The organism is Gilvimarinus chinensis DSM 19667 (assembly GCF_000377745.1).
Taxonomy (GTDB): domain Bacteria; phylum Pseudomonadota; class Gammaproteobacteria; order Pseudomonadales; family Cellvibrionaceae; genus Gilvimarinus; species Gilvimarinus chinensis.
In genome coordinates this window covers 22,192-45,019 of the sequence record NZ_KB898713.1, presented here as the reverse complement: position 1 = coordinate 45,019, position 22,828 = coordinate 22,192, and the positions used below count along the sequence as shown (strand labels likewise).

Below are 22,828 nucleotides of genomic sequence, written 5' to 3'. Positions count from 1 at the left end.
CGTAGCCCGTAGGCTTTACTAATTGGAGGCACTCGATGTCCAAGAAGACACTGGAATTGATCAAAGAACACGAAGCACGCTGGGTAGACATGCGCTTTACCGATACTCGCGGTAAAGAACAGCACGTTACCATTCCAGCCGCTACTATTGATGACGACTTCTTCGAAGAAGGCAAAATGTTCGATGGCTCATCCATCAACGGCTGGAAAGGCATTAACGAATCAGACATGATCCTGATGCCAGACGACGAAACCTCCATTCTGGACCCCTTCGCCGAAGACAGCACTATCATCATTCGCTGTAACATCGTTGAGCCTACCACCATGCAAGGCTACGATCGCGACCCACGTTCCATCGGCCTGCGCGCGGAAGAGTACCTGAAGTCTACCGGCCTGGGCGACACCGCGCTGTTCGGTCCCGAGCCAGAATTCTTCGTGTTTGACAGTGTCCACTGGGCCTCAGAAATGGGCGGCGCGTTCTACAAAATCAAATCCGAAGAAGGCGCTTGGTCTTCTGGCGACGAGTTCGAAGACGGTAACGCGGGCCACCGCCCAACCGTTAAAGGCGGCTACTTCCCCGTTCCTCCCGTTGACTCTCTGAACGACCTGCGCGGTGCCATGTGTAACGCCATGGAAGCCATGGGCCTGGAAATTGAAGTTCACCACCACGAAGTGGCCACTGCTGGTCAGTGTGAAATCGGCGTTGGCGCCAACACTCTGGTGAAAAAAGCCGACGAAGTACAGATTTTGAAGTACTGCGTACACAACGTAGCTCACGCCTACGGCAAAACCGCTACCTTTATGCCTAAGCCCCTGATCGGTGACAACGGCTCAGGCATGCACGTACACCAGTCTTTCTCTAAAGACGGCACCAACCAGTTTGCCGGTGACGAATACGCTGGCCTGTCTGAAACTGCCCTGTACTACATCGGCGGTATCATCAAGCACGCTCGCTCTCTGAACGCTTTCTGTAACGCTTCTACCAACTCGTACAAGCGTCTGGTACCAGGCTTTGAAGCGCCTGTTATGCTGGCTTACTCTGCACGCAACCGCTCTGCGTCTATCCGCATTCCGTTTGTGACCAGCCCGAAAGCCAAGCGTGTTGAAACTCGCTTCCCTGACCCAACCGCCAACCCATACCTGTGCTTCGCGGCACTGCTGATGGCCGGTATTGACGGTGTACAGAACAAGATCCACCCAGGTGAAGCGGCGTCTAAAGACCTGTACGACCTGCCTCCAGAAGAAGAAGCACAAATCCCAACTGTGTGCTCTAGCCTGGAGCAAGCTCTGCAAGCACTGGAAGACGACAACGAGTACCTGCAAGCCGGTGGCGTGTTCACTAAAGACTTTATCGACTCGTACATCGAGCTGAAAAAAGCCGACATCCAGCGTCTGCAAATGACTCCACACCCAGTAGAATTCGAACTCTACTACAGCGTGTAAGTCACACTGGGTACCTCGCGTACCAAGTCGCAAAAAGGCCCGCCTGTTACCAGTCGGGCCTTTTTCTTTGCGCCACAAAGCGCTATCGTAAAGCCATTGCTTAAATGGAATGATGTTATGCGCTCACCGTTTATTACCGCCTTACTGCTTTGCTGTATCTCGCTGTCTTTTAACTCAAGCGCAGCGGTCTATAAGTCCGTCGACAAGTACGGCAATGTTACCTACACCGACGACCCCAGCACCGTCGAGCGCTACGGCGACAAAGCCGAAAAGATCAATGTGCGCCCCACCAATGTTGTCCCGGGCACCCAACCCATCGACTTGGAAAGCGGCGGGCAAAACGATGACGACAATGAGGCTGACGCACCCAGCTATAATGTGCGCATCATCAGCCCTACCAACGAATACACGGTGACTCCCGGTCAACGCGACTTGATTATTGCTGTCGCCACAGACCGACCTTTAACGGATGGCGCCGAATTCGCGTATTACATGGATGGCCAGCTACTGGGACGCGCCGCCGTGAACAACTTTTCTATTCGTGAGATCCTGCGCGGTGAACACCAGATTCGCGTAGATGTCATGAGCCCCACCGACCAGGTACTGGGCAGCAGCGACACCGTGACCGTATACGTGCATCGCGCTTCGGTTCTGAATCGTTAAGCGCCTCGGCAGCGCACCTCAAAACCAACGCACCTCACTCGCGCCCCAAACAAAGGCAAACGCCCCATTAATGTGCAAGAATACCGATAGATTCTTCGCGCACTGAACAATAACGCCCGTTTTTCGCACCTTTTTGTATTGGTTTGGTTATTGCATGTGCACCTTCATAAATCACCGCACTGCATTGCGGTAACGGAGTAAAGGTAAAACCGTGACACCCCGAGATATTCACAAACCACTGCTCGACAGCCTGAGCACCGCCATTATTCTGTTGGACAGCCATCTGCAGCTGTGCCACATGAACCCTGCGGCCGAGGCACTGCTGTCCATCAGTTGTGAGCGCTGTCGCGGTGAAGCCATTACCCACTTTTTTCATGAGTCCGGCGAGACACCAGGAGAATTACTGCACGCCGCCAGTCACGCCAATCACTACACTAAACGTCACGCCGAATGGCAACTGTTAAACGGCGAACAAATCACCGTGGATTACACGGTCACGCCGTTTGCAGACAACGACGGCTTGGTGATTGAAATTCTACCCATCGATCGACTATTGCGTATATCGCGGGAAGAAATGCTCACCTCATCCCAGGAGACGACTCGCGTACTGATCCGGGGTATGGCTCACGAAATTAAAAACCCTTTGGGGGGCATTCGCGGCGCAGCTCAGCTATTGGCCCGCGAATTACCCGGTAATGATTTGGCCGAGTACACCAACATTATTATCGATGAAGCAGACCGCCTGCGTAACTTGGTAGACCGCATGCTGGGGCCCAACCAGCTACCCGAGGTGGCCAACCTTAATATCCATGAAGTACTGGAACGGGTTGCCACCATGATTCGCGCAGAGAGCAATGGCTCCATTCGTATTGTGCGTGATTACGACCCCAGCATCCCGGACATCCGCGGCGATAAAGAGCAGCTTATTCAGGCGCTCCTCAATATTGCTCGCAACGCCATGCAAGCCATGAGCGAAAACGAAACCCCCAACCCATCACTGACCCTGCGTACCCGAGTACGACGCCAATACACCATTGGTCGCCAACACCATCCATTGGTGACTCACGTAGAGGTTATCGACAATGGTCCGGGCATCCCTGAGAGTATGGTCAAACAAATTTTTTACCCCATGATTTCGGGCCGTGCCGAAGGTACCGGGCTGGGGCTGACAATTTCACAGCATTTGATCCACCAGCATAATGGTTTGATTGAGTGCCACAGCGAGCCTGGGGAGACACGCTTTAGCTTGTATCTGCCCATGGAAACCACACCCACCAATACTTAATCTATGAGACACCGCCATGCAGAAGTCTAATCGCGTATGGATAATTGATGACGACCGCTCAATCCGCTGGGTTTTGGAAAAAGCGCTACAGAGCGCTGGTATTGAAACCCGCACCTTTGATACCGCCGACAGCGCGCTGCACCAACTCACTCGCGAAGTACCAGACGCCATTGTCAGCGATATTCGCATGCCCGGTATGGATGGGTTAGGCCTGCTGTCGAACTTACACAACGATCACCCGGAAGTACCGGTGATTATTATGACAGCACACTCCGACTTAGACAGCGCGGTGGCGGCATATCAGGGCGGCGCGTTTGAATATTTACCTAAACCCTTCGATGTGGACGAAGCCGTAGCCGTAGTGCAGCGTGCCCTGGCGCACGCCGAAGAGCAAAAATCCGAGCGCACTCACACAGATACAGTAGAAATTGATACCGAAATCATCGGTGAAGCACCGGCCATGCAGGAAGTGTTTCGCGCAATTGGACGCTTGTCGCAATCGAATATTACCGTGCTGATCAACGGCGAATCCGGTACCGGTAAAGAACTGGTGGCCCGCGCCCTGCACCGTCACAGCCCACGCCGCAGCGAGCCATTTATCGCACTGAACATGGCCGCCATTCCCAAAGACCTGATGGAGTCGGAATTATTCGGCCATGAAAAAGGCGCGTTTACCGGCGCCGCCACTCAGCGCCAGGGGCGCTTTGAACAAGCCAACGGCGGCACCCTGTTTCTGGATGAAATTGGCGATATGCCCGCCGAAACGCAAACGCGCTTGCTACGCGTGTTAGCGGACGGAGAATTTTACCGTGTGGGCGGCCACACCCCGGTCAAAGTGGATGTACGCATTATTGCGGCAACCCATCAGGACCTGGAAAACCTGGTGACTGATAACCGCTTCCGTGAAGACTTGTTCCACCGCCTGAACGTAATCCGCATTCATATTCCCAAGCTTGCCAACCGCCGCGAAGACATCCCCAAGCTGTCGCAATTCTTTTTGCAAAAAGCCGCTGGCGAGCTGAATGTCGACACCAAAATCCTGCTGCCAGAAACCGAAGACTTTATGTGCAGCCTGCCCTGGCCCGGTAACGTTCGACAGCTAGAGAACACCTGTCGCTGGATTACCGTTATGGCCTCGGGCCGCGAGGTGCACACGGAAGATTTACCCCCCGAGCTGATGGACAACAAAGAGGGCAACGCGCCGGCCGACGACTGGGAAAAAGCGCTGCGCCATTGGGCTGACCAGGCACTGGCCCGCGGTCACCACCAACTGCTGAGCGAAGCGGTACCCACCTTTGAGCGCGCCCTGATTGAAACCGCACTCAAATACACCGCCGGGCGCAAACGCGATGCCGCCAACCTGCTGGGCTGGGGCCGCAACACGCTGACTCGCAAGCTAAAAGAACTGGATATGGCCGGACAGGAAGAGGTTTAACCTTAAGCGTCAGATCTCTGCCACCAGAGATCTGACGCGGGTATTCTTTTCATGTGACTCAGTAGTAAATCAATCGTGTTGCAGCGCCGTAATCGGATCCAGCTTGGACGCCTTAATCGCAGGGTAAATTCCGAATATCAAACCCGTAGCAGTACAGAACACCACCGCCACCACCACCGCGTTTAACGACCAGGCCACCGGCCAGCCGGCAAAGGTTGATATCACCGCGGCCAGAGTAAAGCCGAGCACAATCCCCAGCAGCCCGCCGATACCGGCAATGGTTACACTCTCAACAATAAATTGATCGCGCACATTATTTTGTGTGGCACCGATAGCGCGCAGCAAACCAATCTCATTGGTTCTTTCGAGCACGGTGGCCAGCATAATATTCATAATACCGATACCGCCCACCAACAGCGAAATACCCGCTACGCACGACATAATGATGTTGAAAATACGCTGAGTTTTCTCGTGTTGATTCAGCAACTGAGCGGGAACAACAATGTTGTAATCGTCCTCTTGACCATGGCGCCGATCCAGCAAGTGGGAAAGGTTATCTGCGGCCGCCTGTGGTGCCACACCATCGGCCAACTGCAAGCGAAAACTGTCAATTTCCGACGCCATATCACGAAACTCAAAACGTTTAAGCGCGGTTTGCAGAGGCATGTATATACGATTGTTTTCGCCGGACAGCTGCACCCCTTGAAAGTTATCCTTGCTCAGGTTTTTACTTTCCAGCACACCAATGACTTCCAACCACAAATGATTGACTTTAATGCGCTGCCCCACGGCGTCGCCACGGGGAAACAGCTGACTCGCCACCGCTGTACCAATCACCGCTACCTGGCGATAGTAAAGGTCGTCCTCTGCACTCAACCAGCGCCCCTGTGCCACCTGCAGGCTTGCCAAATCCAGCAGGCTGGGCGTTACACCAAGCACTTCGCTATCGCTGCTGCTGTTACGGCTGTAAAGTGCGTAGGTATCAATGGCTTTTTCGGCACTGTAGGCCGTGGCAAAGGGCAGTGTTTCCATACTGGCTTGTACGTCATCCAAAGACAAACCTACCGAATGTTTGCGCACCTCTTCGAGCCTTTCTCCCCAAACCTGTTTTTCCTCCACCAGCACGTTGCGCAGGCCCATGGACTCAATCAGCTCTAGCGCTTCTTGCTCTGCGCCCTCACCGACACTCACCATAGCGATCACGGCGCCAACGCCAAAAATCATTCCCAGTAAGGTTAAAAATGTGCGTAAGCGGTGATACCAAAGCTGCTCTAACGCCTCCAGAAGACTCGTTTTAAACTTCTTCACTCTATCTCTCCTGTGGGCTCTAGCAATGCCACCTTTTCACCGGCACTCAAACCGCTGACAATTTCAGTCTGAGTTAGGCTGCGCAGCCCCGTTTGCACATCGCGCTTGCGAAAACCGTCACCGGTCGCTACATAAACCCAACTGGTATTGTTATCTTTGAACACCGCCTGGTTGGGCACCGCGAGCGCAGCACCCTTATTGGCCACAAGAATTTTTCCTTCCAGCTTTTGGCCCGGGCGCATGTAACTCGGGTCCGAGTTGTCGAGCTGAACGGTTACTTCAAAATATTTTGTAGGGCTGCGCGTATCGCGAGGTGCTGCAATATTGGCAAGCGCTACGATTTCGCCACCGAGCTTGCGATCTACATAGGCGTCCAGGCGAATGCTGGCCCGCTGGCCCATTTCAATGCCTGCCGCTTCCGTTTCCAAAACATAAAGCTTGGCCTGCAGCTGAGTCAGACTTGGGATATAACCCAGCTTAGAACCGGGCCAAAGGGTTTGCCCCTCGCGCACTTTTTCTCCCCGCCAGTTTTTGGCGTGGACAAAAATGCCGTCGGCAGGCGCCACCACCTCTAAGTTATTCAGTGCTTCAGCGTTCAGAGAAATTGCATCGCGATAGGTTTTCCCCTCAAGGGTGAGCAACTGCAATTGCGCTTCACCCTGGGTTTGCTGGCTTATTTCACGCCAGGCCAGATACATTTGCTGCGCCGCCAGATAGTCTTTACTCAGTAACTGATCGATGATTTCGTTTTTAGAGTAAACGGTTAAATCGTCCACACTGAACTTTTCCACCATTTCCTTTTCTTGTTTGACTTCACCGGCCTGCTGATGAATAGAAAACTGGTTTTGTGTTAGCTCGCGGGACGTAATGGTTTGCGACAACTCATTTTGGGTCAGTTCGAGTTCGGCGCGCTGTTTTTCCAGCTCGTGCTCTGTACCGTCGAACCGAGCAATTACCTCCCCTTTTTTTACCGCGCTGTTTTCTTCCGCCATCCAGGCCAACGTTAATCGGCCCCGATTGCCAGAGGGCGCATTGACAGGCGACTCAGCGGCGGAGATTAGCTCTCCTTTCGCAGGCACAGAAAACTCGAACGGAGCTTCTTTAACGGTCATTGTCAGGGTGGTGGACTGCGAAGCTTTTTCACACCCAGCAATAACACACAATAAGGCCGCGCATAAACAAACGCGAAATAGTTTTATGCTCACAAGATAACCTCATCACCATCGTCCAGCCCCTCGGTCACAATGGCTTCACCGCCCTGGCGAGCCGCGATAGTCACCTCTCGTTCGCGTTCGCCCGCAATGGCCTTAACACGAACATAGGCTTTGTTATCTCTGTAGACTATCGCGTGCTGAGGAATTGCCACCGCCTCGGGCTCTACACGTTGCACAATAGAAAGGCGCGCAGCCATGCCCGGGCGCATAACTTCCGTATCGGCGTTATCAATGCTTACCACCGCATCAAACACTTTGCTTGGCTCGCGGCGCGACTTTAAACGCACGATTTTCCCTAGGGACTCCACCCTGCCACTGAAAGTACGGCCGGATATGGCATCAAAGCGAATCTCCACCCGATCACCCGGTTTTACTTTGTAGGCTATTTGCTCGTCTACCGTGGTCTCAATGATCAAGCTGTTTAAATCGGGCAGCTCGACAACCTTTTGAATCAGCGAAAATTCATCACCCTCAGCGGGCTTGTTGCCTTCACGATTCGGCACATACACCACAATGCCCGAGCGCGGCGCGTTTACTTCCATGGCCGCAATGGCGTCGCGCTGCTCGTTCACTTCGGAGGTGAGACGCTGCACTTCTGTTTCGGTGATTTCTTTATCCACAGCCATCTGCGCTATGCGATTTTTCTGACGCACTTCTGACATCTGATAATTTTTCTGCGCAATCTGCCGATCTATTTTTAACTTTTCCACTTCCAGTCGGGCCATGAGATTATCGACGTTGCTGGACTTTAACTCGGCTTTTTCCAGCTCCATCTTCGCCTGAGCCAAATCCAACTCCAACTGCTCAGTTTCCTGCTCTGTATTGAGCGCCTGACTTTCCAGACGCTGACGCTCAGTGGCCAGCTGATTTTGTAAATCACGCAGGCGTGAATGCTGTTGCTGCGCATCAAAGGCCATCACTTTTTGACCCTTTTCTACCCACGTGCCCTCGGGAATAAGAAATGACAATTTATGTTGCCAGGTATATTTTACGGCTGGCGGCCCAAGCTCCACCGTTTGCGCCGAGGTCAATTCACCCGTAGTGCGAATGGCCAGCGGGATGTCAGACTTTTTAACCAGCAGAAGGTCACGGTCTTCACCATCGCAACCGCCTAATACGCCACTCAGTACCAATAACAGCAAGAGTTTTTTCATGGCGCATCCTCCGCAATTACCTCGACCATCACGCTCATGCCGGGTAAAAGTGCCAGCTCGGTTTGCGATGCAAAACTGATATCCACGTTGATATAACCCGAGTTACCCCAATACTGTTTCGGTTCGGCCTGATTACCGATGCGCTCAACTGTTCCTGTTAAATTTGCCTCTGGCATAGCGTCAAAATGAATCAGCACCTCTTCACCCTGCGTAATTCGAGCAATATCCACTTCATTCAACCAGGCACGTACCTGAAGATCATCCGTCGAGGGAATTTCCAATACACTAAAACCACGTTGAACAGAGTCGCCCTCGCGAATTTTCTGCCGCGTCCAGGGGTGATCCACATACATAGCAGTACCGGCACGGTCCGCTTTTAACGTCATGCTGTCGAGCATCACCTGCACACGTCGCAGTTCGTTTTCAGCGCCGGCGATTTTCACCTGACTGCGCGTTTTTTCGGCGACCACATCTTTGCTTTTGTTCGCCAGCGCCTTAGCGGTTTCCTCGGCATCACCCTCAGCCCGGGTCAGTGCGAGCTGATACTGTTCAAACTGCAACTGGCTTAGTAACTCGCGGGGAATACCCGCATCCAACTTTGCTTTTTGCAGTGTCAGTTGCGCCACTTCATGGGCGTGCTCCGCCTCGCTCAGTGCCAGACTTTGTACCAGCTCGTTGCGCTTACTCTCCGCTTTTACCTTACGCAGGTTGGCTTCCAGCTGTTCTAAACTTGCCACCAAGCTGGCCGTATCAAACTGCACCACCGGATCGCCCGGGGAGACTTTCTCCCCCTCTTCAATCATCCACGAGATCTGCATCATCCAACTGTCGGACTCAGGAGTAACAAAAACCTGTGAATTGCGCGCAGCCACTTCACCGCTTAGCAGTAAATTTTCAGCAGCGACTTTGACACTAAGACATAGGCACAGCAGGCTAATGATCAATCGCGGCATTGTGCTCCACCCTCTCAATAACGCCATCGCGCATGCGAATAACTTTTTGTGCGTATTCGGCAATTTCCGGTTCGTGGGTGACCAGAATAATCGTCTGGCCCGCGCGGTGTAATTCACTGAACAGCTCCATAATTTCCACCGATGTTTTGCTGTCCAAATTACCGGTAGGTTCATCCGCAAAAATAATTTTCGGCCTGTTGACCAGCGCCCGGGCAATGGCCACCCGCTGGCGCTGACCGCCGGATAATTCATTGGGAACATGCTCAAGCCGGTGTTCAAGGTTGACCCGCGCCAGCATTTGCTCGGCGCGCTGGCGGGCCTCGGCGGGGTCAATGTCGCTGTAACGCAGCGGCAGCATCACGTTGCGCACAATATTTAAACGCGGCAACAGGTGGAACGACTGAAACACAAACCCGATATCACGATTGCGCACCGCGGCCAGCTCGTCGTCACTCATGGCACTGACCTCGCGTCCGCCGAGTAAGTAGCGACCTCCGGTGGGCTGATCCAAACAGCCAAGAATGTTCATCATAGTGGACTTGCCGGAGCCCGATGGCCCCATGATGGCGATAAATTCGTTTTCGTTGATGCTGAGACTGACCCCCTGCAACGCGGCAACGGTAATATCGCCACTGCGATATTCTTTGCGCAGCTGATCCAGCTCAATGATGGCTTTTTTATTCACGGGTAAATCCTATGGCAAGACTCGACTGTTATTGTAATGGTCGATCCAGCGCACCGTTGTATCTCGAGGCGGGTGCGCTTTTCAAGAAAGGAAGTGCAAAGAATCGGCTGAGACGCCAGTATCCCGCCCAGCGATCAGGCAGACATAAAAAAGGGTGCCCGCAGGCACCCGTAATATCTATGCGTAAAACGCGGCTCTCCCTGTGGCCGAATTCCGACCCCGGCAGCGAACAACCAAATCCCTGCCGCAGGAGAGGCTCATGCTGCAGACTCACTCAACCACAGCATGAAACCGGTTACAATATTGACCTGAAAATGACATGTCGTCAAGCCCCGCAATTGTCGCGCCTTTCACACAACGCTATACTGCGCCCTTTGCCCAAATACTGATGAAGCCTGAACGATGCGCCAGACCCCCGTTATCTTCTGCCTGCTAATGACCTGCCTGTGCGCGGGCTGCGGTCAGACAGGCCCGCTGTATTTGCCCGCTGACGAACCCGCCCCAAAGTCGGATTCTGCCGAAAAGTGAGATTTGTATGTCCTTTTTTACCGAGCGCAGCGGCGAGCTGACCATTGAAGACGTTCGCCTGAGCGATATTGCCGAACAATACGGTACCCCCGCCTACGTATACAGCCGCGCCGCCTTTACCCAACATTATCTGGCCTATGCTCAAGCGTTGGGGCAACACCCGGGCATGATCTGCTATGCGGTAAAAGCCAACTCCAATATCGCGCTCTTAAACCTATTGGCCCGCTTGGGTGCGGGATTTGACATTGTCTCGGGCGGCGAAATGGAGCGTGTGCTCACCGCCGGCGGCGACCCGAAGCGCATTGTGTTTTCCGGCGTGGGGAAAACCGCCGCCGAAATGGCCAAGGCCCTGCAGGTCGGTATTCACTGCTTTAACGTCGAGTCTGAGCCCGAGCTGGAACTGTTAAGCCAAGTAGCCGTGGAGCAAGGATTAACCGCGCGCGTGTCGCTGCGCGTCAACCCGGATGTGGACGCTAAAACCCACCCTTATATTTCCACCGGTTTAAAAGAGAATAAATTTGGTATTGATATCGCTCGCGCCCCCGAGGTCTATCGCCGCGCCGCCGCGTTGCCCAATATCGACGTTCAAGGTGTGGACTGCCATATCGGGTCTCAGCTCACCGAACTGGATCCGTTTTTAGACGCACTGGATCGTCTGCTGGTATTGGTCGACGGCCTGGCCGCTGAAGGCATTGAAATTAGTCATTTAGATCTGGGCGGCGGCTTGGGCGTGACTTATCGCGACGAAGTGCCGCCTGCGGTGGCCGATTATATGGCCGCCATCAAGGCCAAGCTCGGTGATCGCAAGCTGGCGCTGATGTTCGAGCCCGGCCGCTCCATTGCCGCCAACGCCGGCGCACTGCTGACGAAAGTACTGTATTTAAAGCCCACCGAAGCGCATAACTTCGCCATTATCGACGCGGCGATGAACGACAACATCCGCCCAGCGCTCTACCAGGCCTGGCAGGATATCCGCCCGCTGAAAGCGCGCCGTGGCGAGAAAAAACGCTGGGATTTGGTGGGGCCGGTGTGCGAAACCGGTGACTTTTTAGGCAAAGATCGCGAGCTGGCGCTGGAGCCCGGCGACACCCTGGCGGTGATGTCCGCAGGTGCCTATGGTTTTACCATGAGTTCAAATTACAACACCCGCCCGCGCGCCTGCGAGCTGCTGGTAGATGGCGACCAGGTACACGTGATTCGCGAGCGCGAAAACTTCGTTGACCTGATTCGCGGCGAGCACGTCATCGAGCACTGACACAGCCGCCAACAAATGGGATACTAACCGGCTAACAGTACACCAACCGGACGAAATTATGCGATTGCGCTTTACTAAAATGCACGGCCTTGGCAACGACTTTGTTGTCATCGACGGCATCAGCCAGAAGCTCAGGCTAACCCCCGAGAAAGTGCGCAAGCTGTCCGACCGTCACTTCGGCATTGGCTGTGATCAGGTATTGCTGGTTGAAGTGCCCAATAGCCCCGACGTAGATTTCCGCTACCGCATATACAACGCCGACGGCGGCGAGGTAGAAAACTGTGGCAATGGCGCGCGCTGCTTCGCCCGCTTTGTACGCGACCGTCGCCTGACGGGCAAAAGCTCTATCAAGGTCGAAACCGCCAGCGGCATCATGACGCTCAATGTCCACGAAGACGACGAAGTCACCGTGGATATGGGGGTACCGGTGTTGGATCCCGCCGACATCCCGTTTAGCGCCCCCTCTCGAGCCGTCACCTACCCGCTGGAGCTGGAAGCACGCAGCGTAAACATTGGCGCAGTTTCCATGGGCAACCCCCATGCGGTCACCATTGTAGATGACGTCGCCCAGGCACCCGTGAATATTCTCGGCCCGATGATCGAATCCCACCCGCGCTTTCCCTCTCGGGTTAACGCGGGCTTTATGCAGGTTATCAGCCCCAGTGAAATACGCTTGCGGGTTTATGAGCGCGGCGCCGGCGAAACCCTGGCCTGCGGCACAGGCGCCTGCGCCGCCGTGGTTGCAGGGCGACTGCAGGGGCTGCTGGACGACGCCGTGACGGTCCATTTACCCGGCGGCAGCTTGCATATTCAATGGGCAGGAGAAGGCCAACCAGTGCTAATGAAAGGGCCGGCCACCAATGTATTCCATGGACAAGTCAGACTGTAATATGACCGACGCCACCGATATTGAAGAAACCCTGAGTGCCACCGATGTAGCGCGGTATCTTGCGGCCAAGCCAGACTTTTTTGTCGAGCACCCGTCATTATTGGCCGAGCTTGAGCTGCCCCACGACAGCGGCAGTGCCGTGTCTTTGGTGGAGCGGCAAGTCTCGGTATTGCGCGATCGCAATATGGATATGCGCCATCGTCTAAGCCAGCTACTGGACAATGCCCGCGACAACGACCGCCTGTTTGATAAAACAAAACGTCTGGTGCTTGAGCTGCTGGAAGGCGAAGACCTCGGCGATATTATCGACGCCCTGCACCACAGCTTTGATAAAGAATTTAATATTCACTACACCCGCACCCTGCTGTTTGGCGATGCGGTAAAACTCGGTGGCAGCCAGGCGCGGGTAGTCAGCATGAGTCAGGCACGGGAACATATCGGCGCCCTGATTCGCGATAACCGCGCGTTTTGCGGTCATTTAAATGATGCCGAATGCCGCTACATCTTTACCGATGCTGCCGAACAGATTGGTTCAGCGGCGGTGGTGCCTTTGGTACACGGTCAAACCTTTGGCCTGATCGCTATTGGCAATCGCGACCCTAAGTATTACCGCTCCAGTATGGGTACCTTATTTTTAGGCTACATCGCCGAAGTACTCAACCGAATCATGCCCCGTTATTTACCCAGCTAAAACCATGGTTATCGCGCAGGGGTTACCTTTTAACGACGAAATCAATGGTTTTTGTCGCTACCTGCAAAGCGAAAAGCAATTATCAGAGCGCACTCTGGAGGCCTACCGGCGAGACCTGAGTAAATTGCAAAGCGGCTGCCAAGAGCGACACATTACCTCCCTCAACAATATTCACAGCCAAGACATTCGCATGCTGCTGGCCGAGCAACACCGCAAAGGCGCCAGCAGCAAAACTCTACAGCGCTGGCTCTCCAGCCTGCGCAGTTTTTTTCGCTACGCGGTAAGACGTGGCTGGCTCGATGCCAACCCGGGCGATGGTTTGCAAGCACCGAAAGCCGCTCGCAAATTGCCGAAAACGCTGGATGTAGACCAAAGCAATCAATTTGTGGAAGTACAGGGCGATGATTTTGTAAGCGTGCGCGACCGCGCCATCGTAGAGCTGTTTTACTCATCGGGCTTACGCCTTTCCGAATTAGTCGGTATTAACGTTACAGATTTAGACTTGCGCGACGGTTCGGTTTTAGTGACGGGTAAAGGCAACCGCCAGCGTCGGCTTCCCGTTGGGCGCTGCGCTGTAACCGCGTTACAGGCTTGGCTTAACGAACGTAAGCTGCACGCCCCGGCCGCTGAACCCGCATTATTTTTAAGCAATCGCGGCAAGCGTATCAGCCAGCGCAACGTGCAGGCGCGGTTGCAGCAATTAAGTTTACGTCAGGGCATGGGCCAACCGGTTCACCCCCACATGCTGCGCCACTCTTTCGCCAGCCACATGTTGGAGTCCAGTTCGGATTTACGCTTGGTGCAAGAGTTACTGGGGCACGCCAATATTTCCACGACGCAAATTTATACCCATTTGGATTTTCAGCACCTGGCCAAAGTGTACGACGGTGCCCACCCGCGCGCGCAGCGCCGCCGCGATGACGACACGGACTAACCAAGTAATTCAACGGACAAAAAACCATACTTCATCAGCCGGGTCAGTTTTGCATTCAACGCCGTACATGCACAGACACACCTCGTGACCGCCCGCGCCTATTTTTTCGCTACGCGATGCGCTTACACCACACCACCACTCCAGTGCGCTTCAGACAATGAATTTACACCCATCAAGCGCGCCACATCGCCAAACAATTGATGCGTACCCCAAATGCGCTGTGGGTTTTCATTACTGCCATTGCCGCAATGAATAATTCGCCCGGTACTTAGCGCGCCGCCAGCGCCACCGGCTAAGGTGACCGAACCCGCCGCCCCTCCGTGCTGAGAGCCATCGCCGACCTCAGAGAACATCACCACCAAGGTGTCGTCCAGCAACCCTTTATTGTTTAACTGCTCCAAGGTGTAAGCCAGCAATGAATGATACCAACGCACCTGCGCCGTGTGGGGAACGTCTCCCGGCCGGTGTGATGCACTGTGACTGGCAAACTCGTTATACCAGCGCGTCATGGGTGCCACGGTGCCGGCATTTTGTGAAGGCTTGATTCCCTGATCGATGGCCAACTGCGCCATTTGCCAGCATTCATCGTAAGAGTAATTCACCAGATTGCCGTTTTCGTCACCTTTTGATAACTGTAAAGTGGCAACCCGGTGCAAACCGCATGAAAACGCACCCACAATATTATCGATCTGTGCGCGGCATAAATGCGGAAACATTTGCCACTCGGTTTGGCTCAGTGCCTGAGTGGAGTTCGCAAAAGGATCAGCCATCACATCGGTATTAAAGGCGCACTCCCCCAGCTGCACTCCTGCCTGATCTTTTAAGCGTTTCAGGGCGTTTTCATGAATCGCCAGCTTGTCGCGACGGACACTGTCGAGCGTGGCATTGGCAAGCGAATCAAAGTCAGACAGTATGGTTTCATACACGCGCTGCATATCAGCGTTTTGCGGGGTGTCGTCATTCCCAATACCCAAGGCGAGTTTTGCAGCCACATCGCGGGGATCGTTATTCGGAATAGGCCGCTCGGTGGTTGCCACATTACGCGGTTTAGAGATCATGATGTCGGATTTGGGCCCTGTGCGAACCCCAAGGCTGAGCACCCCTTCATTGCCCAGTTGCTCGGCAATTAAATGATCAATACTGGCACTGGCGGTACTGATTTGATTATTGCCCGTAAGAATGCCGCGCATATCGTTGTAGTGGGCTCCGGCGCCGGGCCCGATATCCAGGGTCAGGTTTTTTAACACCACTAAGCGATCGTACCAATTGGCCAGCGGCCCCAGGCCAAAACTCAGCTCGCCGGAACCACTGCTGATACCACCATCAAACTGGGCTGGACGCCAATTATAAGGAACCACCCCGTTGGGGTAATACAAAAACAATACCCGCTTTGCCTGACCTGACTGGGCGTAAACGCTCTGACCTAACATGTGCCCAATAATGGGCAACAATGCGCCGGTACGCGCCATATTAATTAACAGTTTACGCCGAGACCGATTGATTGTTGTTGTCATGTTAATTCTCCTATCGCTTAGCGGCGCTTGGTAAAGCTATCGGATAACACCAGATCTCTTAGCATGTCGCGCATGCCGCCACCGTTACGAAGGTCCTGGCTGTAAGAACGAATAATAATTTCATCGCTTAGCTCGCTCTCTTCACGGCCTACTACATAGCGATAAAATTGACGGGCAAAACACGCCTCACCCTGACCACTACCGGCAATTAATTCAGCCAACTCGGCGATGGAGTGATATGGCACAGCCTCACTATCAGGGTCCATTACGGTCTCTGGCGAGTACAAACTTTTAATTGAGCCGCTGGCGTCAATCTCTTGAGTTTGCCCGTTGCCCAAGGTTTCTATAACCCGGTATAAACCCTCGCTGTCGTAACGCTCGAAGCCAAAGCCAACCCCGTCGATAAATTGATGGCAAGCGCGACAAGCCGGCTCACCGGTGTGACGTGCGGTGGCTTCGCGGTTGCTGTCGCCGGCTTCAAAAGTTACGTCAAAATTGGCTGCCGCTGGCGGCGGAAATTCCTGACACATAAGCATTTCACGTACAAAGACGCCACGCTTTATCGGAGATGGATTAACGGTATTGGTGCGCGAGGCCAAGAAGCTAGCATGCCCCAATAGCCCTGCACCAGCGCGCGGATCGTCAGCATTGTAGCTGCGCACACCCCACCCGGCCCCATCGCCCTCGAGGTTGTAATGACTTGCCACCAAGTCATTGGCTTGGGTGTAATTGGCCAGCAGCAACTCCGAGAACGGCATATTGGATTCAATATTGTCGAGAACAAAGCGCACCGTCTCCTCTTTTAGTGCTACCACTAAATCCGGGTTGCTAATGGCGGGAAAGGGATACTGATTGTTGATCAGCCAACCGCTGATAAAACGGCGCAGGCCTTGTTCGGCACGCGCATCATTCAGCACATAACTCAAAACACTGTTAAGGTCCAAATCGCCTTCGCTGGCGGCCGCTAGCAAATTCGCATCGGGTGTACTCGTCCAGAAAATATAAGCCAGTGAAGTGACCACTTCAAACGGTGAGAGCTCGTACAGGCCCGACTCCGCATTAAGTAAGCCAAGCTCCGAGCGGTACATAAAGTGTGGCGACATCAACATAGCTTGCAACGCCCGTCGGCCGCCGTCTTCATCGGCATAAAGCGCTGCATAGGCATCCACCTCAGAGGCGGACAGCGGCCGGCGAAACAAACGTTTGCCAAAGCCGCTCACCGCGCAGCGCGCATCTTGGCAATTGTCTTCTAAGCCATTAAAGGTATAGCGAGCGATGGCTTGCTCGGCCAGCTCTTTGGCGACCATTTGATAACCCAGCGTACGGTCATACCCTGATGACAAATAAGACGCCGTCGTAAAGTTACGATAGCGTCCGTCGGCGGGCACGGTATTCATAATCTCGGCGGAGAAATTTATATTGAAGACATCCCGAACACTATTGAGATACTCGGTTTTGGTCAGCAACCGAAGGTTGCGCGCATCAATCGCATCGCCTTCGCACTCGGCGCCGTCACACAGTTGCGGCTGCCAGGCCCCATCGATAACCATCCGGGCAATCTCCAATGCGCAGTCACCCTCGTTAGTACCGTCGCAACTGGCGGAGTTATCCATAGGCATAAAATCGGCAATGTAATTGGCCAGTAATGGCTGACTCCAGGTATCGTCTAAGGCATTAATGGCTTTTGCCACGCCACCGCTTCCGTCATCGCCATGACAGCTAGCGCACTGGGCCTCATAAAAATCCCGCCCCAACTGATACAAGTCATCGCCCCCGGTAAAGAGCGCTTGCAGCGACACATTGTGATCGGGAATAAGCAGCTGCACGACTTGGTTGGTAACCGACCCAACAATAAACGCCGCACCGTCGCCCTGCCAGCCGGTAAATTCAGTTCCCAGTGGAGCCTCATCGGCCGTTACCGTGACCAGAGATCCAACAGGAAAATCTCGTTCATTGTTTTCAGTCGTGCCGCCAATCACGGCTACCCGATAAATCTCTTGGTTGATTCCGTCGGCATCCCAGGGTTGTAATTGCCCATTGGTGTAACTGACCGACTCGGTAATATTGTTTAAATCGGCCGTTTGTGCGCCGCCCTCACCCGCGTTGAATACAGCGTTTACCGTTCCATCCGGTAACTGATCGGACGTGATGCCGTAGCGCCACCAATCACCATCGGTATTGTTCATAGGCACACCGGGCCACTCTGTGAACGGCTGGTCTACCCCATCTATAGTGACCCATAGATATACATAAACGGATGCCCAATTATTGCTGTTGTCGAAACGCAACCATAAATCATCGGACGGTTCGCTAACCTCGACGCTCGCAGTCAAATCGCCCACTTGTGCTGTCACCGTTGCAGGGCCAGAATTAATACGCGTTATGAACCCTTGTTGATCAACGGTAACCGCATTATTGCCGCTGCTAACCTGCCAACTCGCACGCTCGTAAACATTGGCTTTGGTGCCGTCTGCAGCAACGCCATACACCACAAGTTGTTGCGTATCACTTAGACTAATTTCACCTGGGGCAATGGCAATACTTGTGATGGCTGTATCCAGTTCCACCACCTTGATGGTAATAGTTTGATCAAATCCCTCCGCCTGAACCGTTAGCGTCGCCGTGCCGACACTGTGTGCGCGTAGGTTAAGTTCGTGGCCGGATACTGCCTCGACTGACAGAATCCCCGGATTGCTGGTGACAGCCACATCAACCTCACCCACAGGCGCACTAAACCCATTATCAAATAACGCCGAAACAATAGCGTTTGCGCTGTCACCCGGGTTGAGAGTATCGGTTACCGACACCTGTAATCCGGTTGTTTGTGCACCGGCGGCGGTTATCCAATCGCGAAAAAACGCATCCGCTTCAGGGTTGGTGTAAAGCGTCCCTTTGGGCATGCGGTTACTGTCGGTTACCTGATAAATGTGCAACAAGCTATCGGCGGGGCTAAAAGGTTTCAGCCGATATTGCCCACCATTGGTTTGAACATTTAACAACTTCATATCCGCCAACGGCGTGTCAAAACGTAAATCCATAAACGTGCTGGAGTGACAGTGCGCGCAGTTAGTGGCGAGATAAGATTTTGCACGCCGTAACTGGCTGGCAGCGGAGTCATCTAAGGCAGCAAAGCGATCATAATTGTCCGAGGGCTCAATGGTTTCGCTAAACAAATCAACATGGTTGAAAGCGTCCAATTGATTATCAACAACGCCTGAGTAGTCAAAGTTACGATTTAACTGGCGGGTATGAATTGCCAATGGCTCGCGACTCCCGTTACCGGTATGACAAGACCCGCAATCGGCCGCGGCTTGTACGGCACGATCGCGGCCTTCTGCATCGGTGTTACTGACACTGGTTGTCTCAGTAACCAAGGTTGCGTCGGTGTAATTTTCGTTCCAATAATAATTAGCCGCTTGCCACTTACCATTGTTTTGCCGAAACAGTACCGACGTGGTAAAAGGCGCCTGATTGCCGTCACTAAGCTCCAGTGTTTTGTGTTTAACTAGAACCGAACCCGCCGGAAGCTCCCAGTCATCGGTTGCGGAAAAATCAATGGTTTCGCCTTCGGCGATCACCATAAAGTGCCGCACGCTGGCGCCATCAAACCAACCGTCGGTATTGACTGTGTATTCCATTACTCCCCTTTTAGGGACGAGTGGCTGTAAAGACTCAAATAATCCTGTCTCCGATAATCTTGCGGGAATCGTCGCTCGCTCGGCGTCATCGTCTAACAGGCGATAAATGGTTGAGTTGCCACCGTACTCAACGCCGTAAGTAGAAACCAGTAACGACTCTCCTCCCACGCCGGTACCAAACGAGGCGATATTTTCCGGGAAGGCGTCCGTCACCAATTGCTTGGCTTCACCATCCGCAACGGCCCAGATTTTTTTAGTGACATAATCACCAAACACAAATCGACCATTTAGCCCGGGTAAACGGCTACCGCGATAGACAACGCCGCCGATAATTGAGCGCCCTACCGGATGGTTATAACCTTCTCTGGGCGGTGCGAAATCGACACTGCAATCTTTACTGCTATCACCTCCTAAATCGCCGCGGTTGTTCGTGCCTTCACACACGGGCCAGCCATAATTTTTTCCCCTCTTAATCAAGTTAACTTCTTCAAACCCCGCCTGTCCTACCTCTGTCTCCCACAGGGTGTGCGGCGCTTCGGAGTCAAACGCCCAACGCCAGGGGTTGCGATGACCATAGGACCAGATTTCGGGTCGAAAACCCGCGACGCCCACAAAGGGATTGTCATCCGGCACATCGTAGTACTTGCCATTGACAGGTTGATCGAGTGGGTTAATACGGATCATGGAGCCCAACAAATTGCTGGTGATCTGCGCATTATTATTAGTGCGGGGGTCTTCTGGATACGAGGTAATAGCACTGTGACCGTAGGCACCGTCGCCCACACTTAGGTACAGGTAATTCGATTCGGGATGAAACTGCAGCATTCCGCCTTTATGGTCGGGGCCAGGTTGGGCAATACGCAGTAGCTCGACCCCAGAGCCCGGCACAATACCGCTGGGGTTATAGGGGTCAGCTACACGCCAGCGTTTTAAAATGGCATCGCCAAACTGACCATTAGCTTCACGCTCATCATCAGTTTCACCATAAATGTAATAGCCATACAGGTAGCCATTACTGGCGTAATCAGGGTCAAAGGCGATACTCAGCAACCCTTGCTCGTGGTAGTTTTTTACCTCTGACGAAATATCCAACACCGTTTTAACCTCACTGGGGGTTACGTTTTCGGTATCGGGGAAAGCGTAAATCACACCGGGCTTATCCACCACGAACAACAAACCGCTCACCGGGTCTGCGGTGATCATAACCGGCGCCATAAACTGATTAACAAGATTGGGGTAGGCCACCTCGAAGCGGTAATTACCTTGAGAAACGTTGCCATCAATAGGGAACGCGTGCGGCTGCTCCATAATCGGCCGACTGGGTAAACCATGGTTACCCGTTGCCTCTAACACAGTGACCTGAAGCGTATCGCTCACCGTATCGCCGTTGGCCGTAACAAGCGTCAGGGTTATGCTAAAGCTCCCTTCGGCGCTAAAAACCGGGGTCGTAATCAACTCACCAATTAAATCGTCACTCCATAGCGCACTGCTCCAGATCGCCTGTTGATATTCCCCCGTTGAGGCGTTAGCCGAGAGCTCGATACTGTCTCCGAGCGAAATAACTTGATCGGAACCCGCATTCGCTTGCGGCAGAGATCCACCAAGCATTAAATCGCACGCCGCCAACTCGCTCCAACCCTGATCGGTATAACAGCTATTACCGAGATAGGTTAAATCTTCCGTCTGTTGTGAGGCTCCATCGTTGAATATAATATTGATGGACTCGGGAAACGTACCGACCAAATAATCTGAAAAATCAAAACAGTAGTTATCACCCACCACAATCATGGGCTCGCCCGGCCAAGGGGTCACCTCAGTCATACTTTCCTCGGGCACTGCACCCCAAAAATACACGTGCGGTGAGGCATAATCATCCGGATTGGAGAAACAAACGCTATTGGCATTAACGGAATCAGGCTTGGGATTAACCGTTAATAAAAAATCGTCAAAGGCCAGGGCATCGGTATTTGAAAGTGCTGTTGCCGTTACGGTAAAACTACCTGAAGTCAGCAGCGCCGGCGAGCTTATTGAGTTGCCGTCAAGCACCCCGTCCCATGCATCAGTAGTCCACTCAAGGGTGGCAATAACACCGTTGATTGGACTCGCCTCAAGCGTTATCACCTCACCCCAGTCAACGACTTTATCCTCACCAGCTTTAATAGAAAACTCGTCAACACCAACGCCACAATCGGCCAAACTTACCCACTGGTTATCGCGATAACAGAAATCGCCACTGAGCAGTAAATCTTGTGTTTGGCTACCCGCATTATTATTGAATATCACATTAACGGATTCAGGGAAGTCGCCTGCGGATATGATTTCCGACAGGTCATAACATAGATGGTTATTGATGTTATCCATCTGGTAGCCTGGCCAAGCGTTCAAGCTCGCCATAGAGCCGGATGGAGTTGGATTCCAAAAATAGACAAACCCAGTATCAAGCTGCAGGTCATTGTCGTAGCACACGAGCTTATTGTCGGTCGTATTATCTGGTGCTATTTCAGCAACCGACACTTCGTAATTTGTATCGTTAAAAAAGATTCGGTAGCGGCCTTTCTCGACATAAAAGTCGTCCGCCGGATATGACTCATCCCAGCCTGTCGATTTTGTAATTTTAAATCGTGGGTTGTCACCCGAAAAATCCTGAACAGTTTCCCACAGCTGGGTATCGCCATTAAAAGTAAGCTCGTCAACACCCCAGTTATTGGGCGTACCACGAAAGTACGCATTATCCCACTGCTGTGAAAATGAGCTTTCTGGCACACCTAAAAGACAGGCACACAAAAAACAAAACAATGCTGTTTTAACAGGCTCACCAACGACATATTTGTTATTAATCATAGCGCTCATCCAGCCATTATTATCAACGTGATCTCACGTTACTTTTTAAGAATACGCTCAATATCAGCAGAGCAGAGGTACTTGGATAAACCCAGCAGTTATATTAAGAGCGAAAACTCGTATCGACAGAAATATCGATTAACGGAGATAACCGATAACAGCTGGATTTTTGGAGAAATAGTCAGCTTGAATGAAGCCGAAAATAGAACAACATCAATATTGTCAGGAAACAATTCATGTGAGCCCTCGTTATTATTAGTGGCTACGATTTAGATCTAATCATCAGGTTGATTCAACATTAGTAACAGGACAGATATTGTTCAACATGAATACGTATGCAGTGAAACCTATTGGTAACACTTTGTGATCCAGACTAACATTTCAGCTGGTTAGTGCGGC

At 52.9% G+C, this 22,828-nt stretch carries 16 protein-coding genes; 9 read left to right on the top strand and 7 right to left on the bottom strand.

What is annotated here, in order from left to right; translation table 11 throughout:
- The first annotated feature begins 35 nt into the window (after window positions 1-35).
- From glnA to glnG, 4 genes are all read left to right on the top strand, one after another.
- On the top strand, window positions 36-1,442 hold the full coding sequence (gene glnA, locus D568_RS0116730; RefSeq protein WP_020210760.1) for a glutamate--ammonia ligase: 1,407 nt from the start codon (window positions 36-38) through the stop codon (window positions 1,440-1,442).
- 117 nt (window positions 1,443-1,559) lie between these two features.
- Window positions 1,560-2,105 carry a DUF4124 domain-containing protein gene (locus tag D568_RS0116725; protein WP_020210759.1) on the top strand — a complete coding sequence of 182 codons (546 nt, stop codon included), beginning with the start codon at window positions 1,560-1,562 and terminating at the stop codon, window positions 2,103-2,105.
- 211 nt (window positions 2,106-2,316) lie between these two features.
- Window positions 2,317-3,390: a nitrogen regulation protein NR(II) gene (gene glnL, locus D568_RS0116720; RefSeq protein ID WP_020210758.1), complete on the top strand. Its 1,074-nt coding sequence runs from the start codon at window positions 2,317-2,319 to the stop codon at window positions 3,388-3,390.
- Window positions 3,391-3,406: 16 nt separating this feature from the next.
- Window positions 3,407-4,825 carry a nitrogen regulation protein NR(I) gene (gene glnG, locus D568_RS0116715; protein WP_020210757.1) on the top strand — a complete coding sequence of 473 codons (1,419 nt, stop codon included), beginning with the start codon at window positions 3,407-3,409 and terminating at the stop codon, window positions 4,823-4,825.
- A gap of 69 nt (window positions 4,826-4,894) precedes the next feature.
- Here glnG and D568_RS0116710 read toward each other — a convergent pair whose 3' ends face one another.
- Genes D568_RS0116710 through D568_RS0116690 form a run of 5 tightly spaced genes read right to left on the bottom strand, consistent with a single transcriptional unit; the run spans window position 4,895 to window position 10,139 of the window.
- A complete protein-coding gene (locus D568_RS0116710) occupies window positions 4,895-6,133 on the bottom strand; it encodes an ABC transporter permease (RefSeq protein WP_020210756.1) in 1,239 nt (412 codons plus the stop codon).
- Window positions 6,130-7,338, bottom strand: coding sequence for an efflux RND transporter periplasmic adaptor subunit (locus D568_RS0116705; protein WP_020210755.1), 1,209 nt, complete (start codon window positions 7,336-7,338; stop codon window positions 6,130-6,132). Before D568_RS0116705 ends, D568_RS0116710 begins: the two co-directional genes overlap by 4 nt.
- Window positions 7,335-8,501, bottom strand: coding sequence for an efflux RND transporter periplasmic adaptor subunit (locus D568_RS0116700; RefSeq protein WP_020210754.1), 1,167 nt, complete (start codon window positions 8,499-8,501; stop codon window positions 7,335-7,337). The genes D568_RS0116705 and D568_RS0116700 overlap by 4 nt, the downstream gene beginning before the upstream one ends.
- Complete coding sequence (locus D568_RS0116695; RefSeq protein WP_020210753.1) at window positions 8,498-9,454, bottom strand: HlyD family secretion protein; 957 nt, start codon at window positions 9,452-9,454, stop codon at window positions 8,498-8,500. The genes D568_RS0116700 and D568_RS0116695 overlap by 4 nt, the downstream gene beginning before the upstream one ends.
- Window positions 9,435-10,139: an ABC transporter ATP-binding protein gene (locus D568_RS0116690; protein WP_020210752.1), complete on the bottom strand. Its 705-nt coding sequence runs from the start codon at window positions 10,137-10,139 to the stop codon at window positions 9,435-9,437. The genes D568_RS0116695 and D568_RS0116690 overlap by 20 nt, the downstream gene beginning before the upstream one ends.
- Before the next feature lie 402 nt (window positions 10,140-10,541).
- On the opposite strand from D568_RS0116690, the gene lptM reads away from it, so the two are divergent.
- The 5 genes from lptM to xerC are packed head-to-tail and all read left to right on the top strand — an operon-like array spanning window position 10,542 to window position 14,436.
- A complete protein-coding gene (gene lptM, locus D568_RS22180) occupies window positions 10,542-10,667 on the top strand; it encodes an LPS translocon maturation chaperone LptM (RefSeq protein ID WP_169334810.1) in 126 nt (41 codons plus the stop codon).
- Window positions 10,668-10,674: 7 nt separating this feature from the next.
- Window positions 10,675-11,922, top strand: a complete 1,248-nt coding sequence (lysA, locus tag D568_RS0116685) for a diaminopimelate decarboxylase (protein ID WP_020210751.1) — start codon at window positions 10,675-10,677, stop codon at window positions 11,920-11,922.
- 58 nt (window positions 11,923-11,980) lie between these two features.
- Window positions 11,981-12,811: a diaminopimelate epimerase gene (gene dapF, locus D568_RS0116680; RefSeq protein ID WP_020210750.1), complete on the top strand. Its 831-nt coding sequence runs from the start codon at window positions 11,981-11,983 to the stop codon at window positions 12,809-12,811.
- A gap of 1 nt (window position 12,812) precedes the next feature.
- Window positions 12,813-13,502 carry a DUF484 family protein gene (locus D568_RS0116675; RefSeq protein WP_020210749.1) on the top strand — a complete coding sequence of 230 codons (690 nt, stop codon included), beginning with the start codon at window positions 12,813-12,815 and terminating at the stop codon, window positions 13,500-13,502.
- A gap of 4 nt (window positions 13,503-13,506) precedes the next feature.
- Window positions 13,507-14,436, top strand: coding sequence for a tyrosine recombinase XerC (gene xerC / locus D568_RS0116670; RefSeq protein WP_020210748.1), 930 nt, complete (start codon window positions 13,507-13,509; stop codon window positions 14,434-14,436).
- 122 nt (window positions 14,437-14,558) lie between these two features.
- Here xerC and D568_RS0116665 read toward each other — a convergent pair whose 3' ends face one another.
- Together D568_RS0116665 and D568_RS0116660 are read right to left on the bottom strand one after the other, a co-directional pair.
- Window positions 14,559-15,950: a DUF1552 domain-containing protein gene (locus tag D568_RS0116665; RefSeq protein ID WP_020210747.1), complete on the bottom strand. Its 1,392-nt coding sequence runs from the start codon at window positions 15,948-15,950 to the stop codon at window positions 14,559-14,561.
- 17 nt (window positions 15,951-15,967) lie between these two features.
- On the bottom strand, window positions 15,968-22,429 hold the full coding sequence (locus tag D568_RS0116660) for a starch-binding protein (RefSeq protein WP_020210746.1): 6,462 nt from the start codon (window positions 22,427-22,429) through the stop codon (window positions 15,968-15,970).
- Window positions 22,430-22,828: the final 399 nt, after the last annotated feature.